The organism is Aeromicrobium sp. PFPM2_SD2, assembly GCF_057364525.1.
Genome location: NZ_JBNFNZ010000175.1, coordinates 1 through 4,752, shown reverse-complemented (window position 1 = coordinate 4,752; position 4,752 = coordinate 1). Strand labels below are relative to the sequence as shown.

General features: G+C 72.6%; 3 protein-coding genes and 3 pseudogenes. 4 read left to right on the top strand and 2 right to left on the bottom strand.

Annotated elements, in window-relative coordinates; all coding sequences use genetic code 11:
• Nucleotides 1-208 (top strand): annotated as a pseudogene (locus tag AC2W7G_RS09380) (hypothetical protein); the annotation flags it as partial.
• A gap of 37 nt (nt 209-245) precedes the next feature.
• Here AC2W7G_RS09380 and trhA read toward each other — a convergent pair.
• Nucleotides 246-947: a PAQR family membrane homeostasis protein TrhA gene (gene trhA / locus AC2W7G_RS09375; RefSeq protein WP_485868198.1), complete on the bottom strand. Its 702-nt coding sequence runs from the start codon at nt 945-947 to the stop codon at nt 246-248.
• 18 nt (nt 948-965) lie between these two features.
• On the opposite strand from trhA, the pseudogene AC2W7G_RS09370 reads away from it, so the two are divergent.
• A pseudogene (locus AC2W7G_RS09370) lies at nt 966-1,726 on the top strand (isoprenyl transferase).
• A 177-nt stretch (nt 1,727-1,903) separates the two neighbouring features.
• Nucleotides 1,904-3,198: pseudogene (phoH2, locus tag AC2W7G_RS09365) on the top strand (RNA 5'-3' helicase PhoH2).
• On the opposite strand, the gene AC2W7G_RS09360 reads toward phoH2, so the two are convergent.
• Entirely contained in the window at nt 3,188-3,682 is a 495-nt protein-coding gene (locus tag AC2W7G_RS09360) for a P-loop nucleotide/nucleoside kinase family protein (protein WP_485868197.1), read from the bottom strand. The pseudogene phoH2 and the gene AC2W7G_RS09360 overlap by 11 nt on opposite strands.
• A 48-nt stretch (nt 3,683-3,730) precedes the next feature.
• On the opposite strand from AC2W7G_RS09360, the gene AC2W7G_RS09355 reads away from it, so the two are divergent.
• The coding region (locus AC2W7G_RS09355) for a DUF2079 domain-containing protein (RefSeq protein WP_485868196.1) at nt 3,731-4,752 on the top strand (1,022 nt) is incomplete at its 3' end.

The following is a 4,752-nucleotide window of genomic DNA, read 5'->3' as shown; positions in this document are numbered from 1 at the left end:
GGTCGAACAGCGCCAGCACCGGCACGACGCGCTGACGTCCGGGGCGCCGGGCGCCGTGGTCGTGGCCGCCGAGCCGGGCCTGGACGTGCCGCTGTTCGACGAGCGCGGACTGGTCGAAGGACGGGCGACGGCGTACGTCTGCCGGCGGTTCGTGTGCGACCGGCCCGTGACGTCGGCCGAGGAGCTCACCGCCCTGCTCCGCGGCTGAGCGCGTTCGACGGGCTCAGTGCTCAGGGCGGGGCGGCTCAGTAGCCGCTGTACGCGGCGATGCTCACGCCGATGTAGTGCACGATGAACGCCAGGATCGTGAACGTGTGGAACACCTCGTGGAAGCCGAACCAGCGCGGCCACGGGTTGGGCTTCTTGAAGCCGTAGACGATGGCGCCGAGGGTGTAGAGACCGCCGCCGACGAGCATCAGCACGAACACCGACGTGGGCGCCTCGCGGGCGAACTCGGGCAGGTAGATGACCGCCGCCCAGCCGAGCGCCAGGTACAGCGGCACGTACAGCCAGCGCGGGGCGCCGACCCAGAAGATGCGGAAGAACACGCCCAGCAGCGCGCCGCCCCACACCAGCGACAGCATCACCACCGCGTGGTCGGGCTCGAGCAGCATGAGCGAGAACGGCGTGTACGAGCCGGCGATGAGGATGAAGATGTTGGCGTGGTCGAAGCGCTTCCAGACCACGCGAGCCTGGTCCGACCACGTGCGCGTGTGATACAGCGCGCTGACCGTGAACAGCAGCAGCGCCGACACCATGAAGACGGCCGCGCCGACCCGCACGCGGGTGTCGTCGGCGAGCACCAGCAGCACGACGAAGCTGAAGAACGCCAGGGGCGAGGTGGCCGCGTGCAGCCAGCCGCGAAGGCGCGGCTTGATCTCCTGCGCGGTGTCCCGGAGGCGGTCGCCGAGCTCGTGGGCGGCGTCCGGCGTCCTGGTCTCTGGCATGGCCCTAGAGTAGCCCGCATGGGCCTGAACCACCTCGTCTACCAGCTGTACGAGCGCAGGCTCCAGCGCGAGCTCCGGCCCGACCGCGTGCCTCGCCACGTGGGGGCGATCGTCGACGGCAACCGGCGGTGGGCGAAGGGTGCCGGGGCCGATCTCGTGGGCGGCTACCAGGCCGGTGCGGACAAGATCGTGGAGTTCGTCGGCTGGTGCGACGAGCTGGGGATCGAGATCGTCACGCTGTGGGTGCTGTCCACCGACAACCTGCACCGTCCCGCTGACGAGTTGCGCGGGCTGCTGGCCGTCATCGAGCGGCTGACCGAGACCCTGGCCAGCACCGGACGCCGCCGGGTGCAGCTGCTCGGCAGCCTGGACCTGCTGCCGCCCGAGACCGCCGCCCGGCTCAAGCACAGCGCCGACTCCACGAGCGCCGTCGAGGACTCGGTGGTCAACATCTGCGTCGGCTACGGCGGACGCCAGGAGCTCACCGACGCCATCCGCTCGCTGCTCCTCACCGAGGCGGAGGCCGGACGCACGCTGACCGACGTCGCGCACACGCTCGACGTCGACGACATCGCCGAGCACCTCTACACCAAGGCATGCCCGACCCGGACCTCGTCATCCGCACGTCCGGCGAGCAGCGGCTGTCCGGCTTCCTGCTGTGGCAGAGCGTCCACTCGGAGTTCTACTTCTGCGACGCGCTGTGGCCGGCGTTCCGCCGCGTCGACTTCCTGCGCGCCCTGCGCTCCTACGCCGGGCGCGAGCGCCGCTTCGGCCGCTGACTGTTCACGCGACCGAAACCTGCGACACGCCGGCAATGCCGGGGCGCGCCGCGCCGCGGTCGTACGTTCGTCCTGTGACGCCCGCCCCGGAGCCGAAGGTTCTGGTCCCCCCTACCGAGTAAGGGGACCGGCGAGGGCGCGCGCGGGTCCCACGAGGAGCACATCGTGGCCGACAGCATGAGCACCCCTCGCACGTACGTCCTGGACACCAGCGTCCTGCTGGCCGACCCGGGCGCCGTGACCCGCTTCCACGAGCACGAGGTGGTCATCCCCGTCGTGGTCATCACCGAGCTGGAGGCCAAGCGCCACCACCCCGAGCTGGGCTACTTCGCCCGCCAGGCGCTGCGCCTGCTGGACGACCTGCGCACCCAGCACGGCGGCCTGGACCGGCCGCTGCCGATCGGGGTCGAGGGCGGCACCCTGCGGGTCGAGCTCAACCACGTGGACTCCTCGTCCCTGCCGGCCGGCTTCCGGCTCGGCGACAACGACACCCGCATCCTGTCGGTGGCCAAGAACCTGGCCGACGAGGGACGCGACGTCACGCTCGTCTCCAAGGACCTGCCGATGCGGGTCAAGGCCTCGGCGTCGGGCCTGACCGCCGAGGAGTACCGCGCCGAGCTCGCCGTCGAGACCGGCTGGACCGGCATGGTCGAGCTCGAGGTCGACGCGCTGGACCTGGACGACCTGTACGCCCACGGCCGCATCGACCTGGAGGCCGCGCGCGAGCTGCCGACCCACACCGGGCTGGTGCTGCTCAGCGACAAGGGGTCCGGCCTGGGACGCGTGACCGCCGACAAGCAGGTGCAGCTGGTGCGCGGCGACCGCGAGGCGTTCGGCGTCCACGGCCGCTCGGCCGAGCAGCGCGTCGCGCTCGACCTGCTGCTCGACCCGGAGGTGGGAATCGTCTCGCTCGGCGGCCGCGCCGGCACGGGCAAGTCGGCCATGGCGCTGTGCGCCGGGCTCGAGGCGGTCATGGAGCGCCACCAGCACAAGAAGGTGGTCGTATTCCGTCCGCTGTACGCCGTCGGCGGCCAGGAGCTCGGCTACCTGCCGGGCAGCGAGTCCGAGAAGATGGGCCCCTGGGCGCAGGCGGTGTTCGACACCCTCGGGGCGGTCGCCAGCGAGTACGTCGTGGAGGAGATCGTCGAGCGCGGGATGCTCGAGGTGCTGCCCCTGACGCACATCCGCGGACGCTCGCTGCACGACGCGTTCGTCATCGTCGACGAGGCCCAGTCGCTGGAGCGCAACGTCCTGCTGACCGTCCTGTCGCGCATCGGGGCCAACTCCAAGGTCGTCCTCACCCACGACTCGCGCAGCGCGACAACCTGCGGGTGGGCCGCTACGACGGCGTCGTCGCGGTGGTCGAGAAGCTCAAGGGCCACCCGCTGTTCGCGCACGTGACGCTCAGCCGCTCCGAGCGCTCGCCCGTGGCCGCGCTGGTCACCGAGATGCTGGAGGACGTCAGCCTCTGACGACCGGGTCCCGCTCCGGGTCGCCGCCGACGACCCGGAGCGGGCCCTCGTCCGGGGTCGGTGGCTCGAACGTGTCGTGGTGGCGCGCGACGACGTCCTCGTCCAGCACCAGGTCGTCGGCGTCGCGTCCCCGGCGGGCGCGGACGCGGGCCAGCGCGGTCTCGCGGTCGGTGGCCAGGTAGATCGTCTCGGGCACGACGCCGGTCGGGGCCAGCAGGGCGCGGTAGTCATCGCGCAGGGCGCGGGTGGCGAAGCAGAAGTCGAGCACGACGTCGCGGCCGGCCACGACGAGCGTCAGCAGCCGGGCGCGCAGCTCGGCCTCGATCTCGCGCCCGACCTCGACCGGCACCGGGGCCGTGGTGATGCCCCGGCGCCAGGCCTCCTGGTCGAACGACAGCCGCACCATGCCGCGACGCTCCAGGTCGCGGGCCACGGTCGACTTGCCGGACCCGGACGGCCCGCACATGAAGACGACGCGTCCCATGGCCGGAGCCTACGTCGGGGCCGGACGCACGTGACAGGATCGGGGACGATGAGCGCCTCGACCACCGGACGCGTGCGCCGCGGGGACCGCGTGGCCGCCGTGGCGCCGCTCGCCGTGGCCGTGCTGACGAGCCTGGCGCTGGCGGTGCTCTCGCTGCGCCGCTTCGCCCGCTACGAGCCGGCGTCCTGGGACAACGCGATCTTCGAGCAGGCGCTGCGCTCGTACGCCGAGCGCGGCTGGCCGCTGGTCGAGATCAAGGGGCCCGGCTACAACCTGCTCGGCGACCACTTCCATCCCCTGCTCGCCGCGCTGGCCCCCGTCTACGCCCTCGTGCCGTCCGCGCAGACCCTGCTCGTGGCCCAGGTCGTGCTGATCGGCGTCGGCGTCGCGGTGGTCGGACGTCTGGCGGCGCGGGAGCTCGGCCCCTGGTCCGGCGTGGCCGTCGCCTTCGCGATGGGGGTGTCGTTCGGCGTCCAGTCGGCGGTGGTGGCCGACTTCCACGAGGTGGCGCTCGGGGTGCCGCTGCTGGCCCTCGCCGGTGCCGCCTACGTGCGTCGCGACTGGCGTGCCGTCGCGCTGTGGTCGCTGCCGCTGCTGCTGGTCAAGGAGGACCTGGGACTCACCGTCGCCGTGATCGGGGCGGCCGTGTGGCTCGGCGGCGCCCGGCGCCTCGGCGCGGTGCTGGCCGCGGTCGGGGTGCTCGGCTGGCTGCTGGTCGTCACGGTGCTGCTGCCCGCGCTCAACACGTCCGGCGGCTACGACTACACCGGCAACCTCGGCGGCGAGCGCGGGCTGCTCGCGACGCTGCTCACCGACGTCGACGTGAAGCTCGGCACGGTGGCGCTGACGCTCGGGGTCACCGCGTTCGTGGCCTGCCGGTCGCCGTGGGTGCTGCTCGTGCTGCCCACCTTCGCGTGGCGCTTCGTGGGCGACGTGGAGTTCTACTGGGGCACGCAGTGGCACTACTCGCTGCTGCTGATGCCGGTGGTGTTCGTGGCCATGGTCGACGCCCTGGTGCGGCTGCGCGGGCGCGGCGGCACGGCGTGGCGGGTGGCGCGGTGGGCGCCGGC

Coding starts and splice junctions, on each gene's coding strand:
- trhA (WP_485868198.1), bottom strand. CDS start 947: ATGCCAGAGACCAGGACGCCGGACGCCGCCCACGAGCTCGGCGACCGC.
- AC2W7G_RS09360 (WP_485868197.1), bottom strand. CDS start 3,682: ATGGGACGCGTCGTCTTCATGTGCGGGCCGTCCGGGTCCGGCAAGTCG.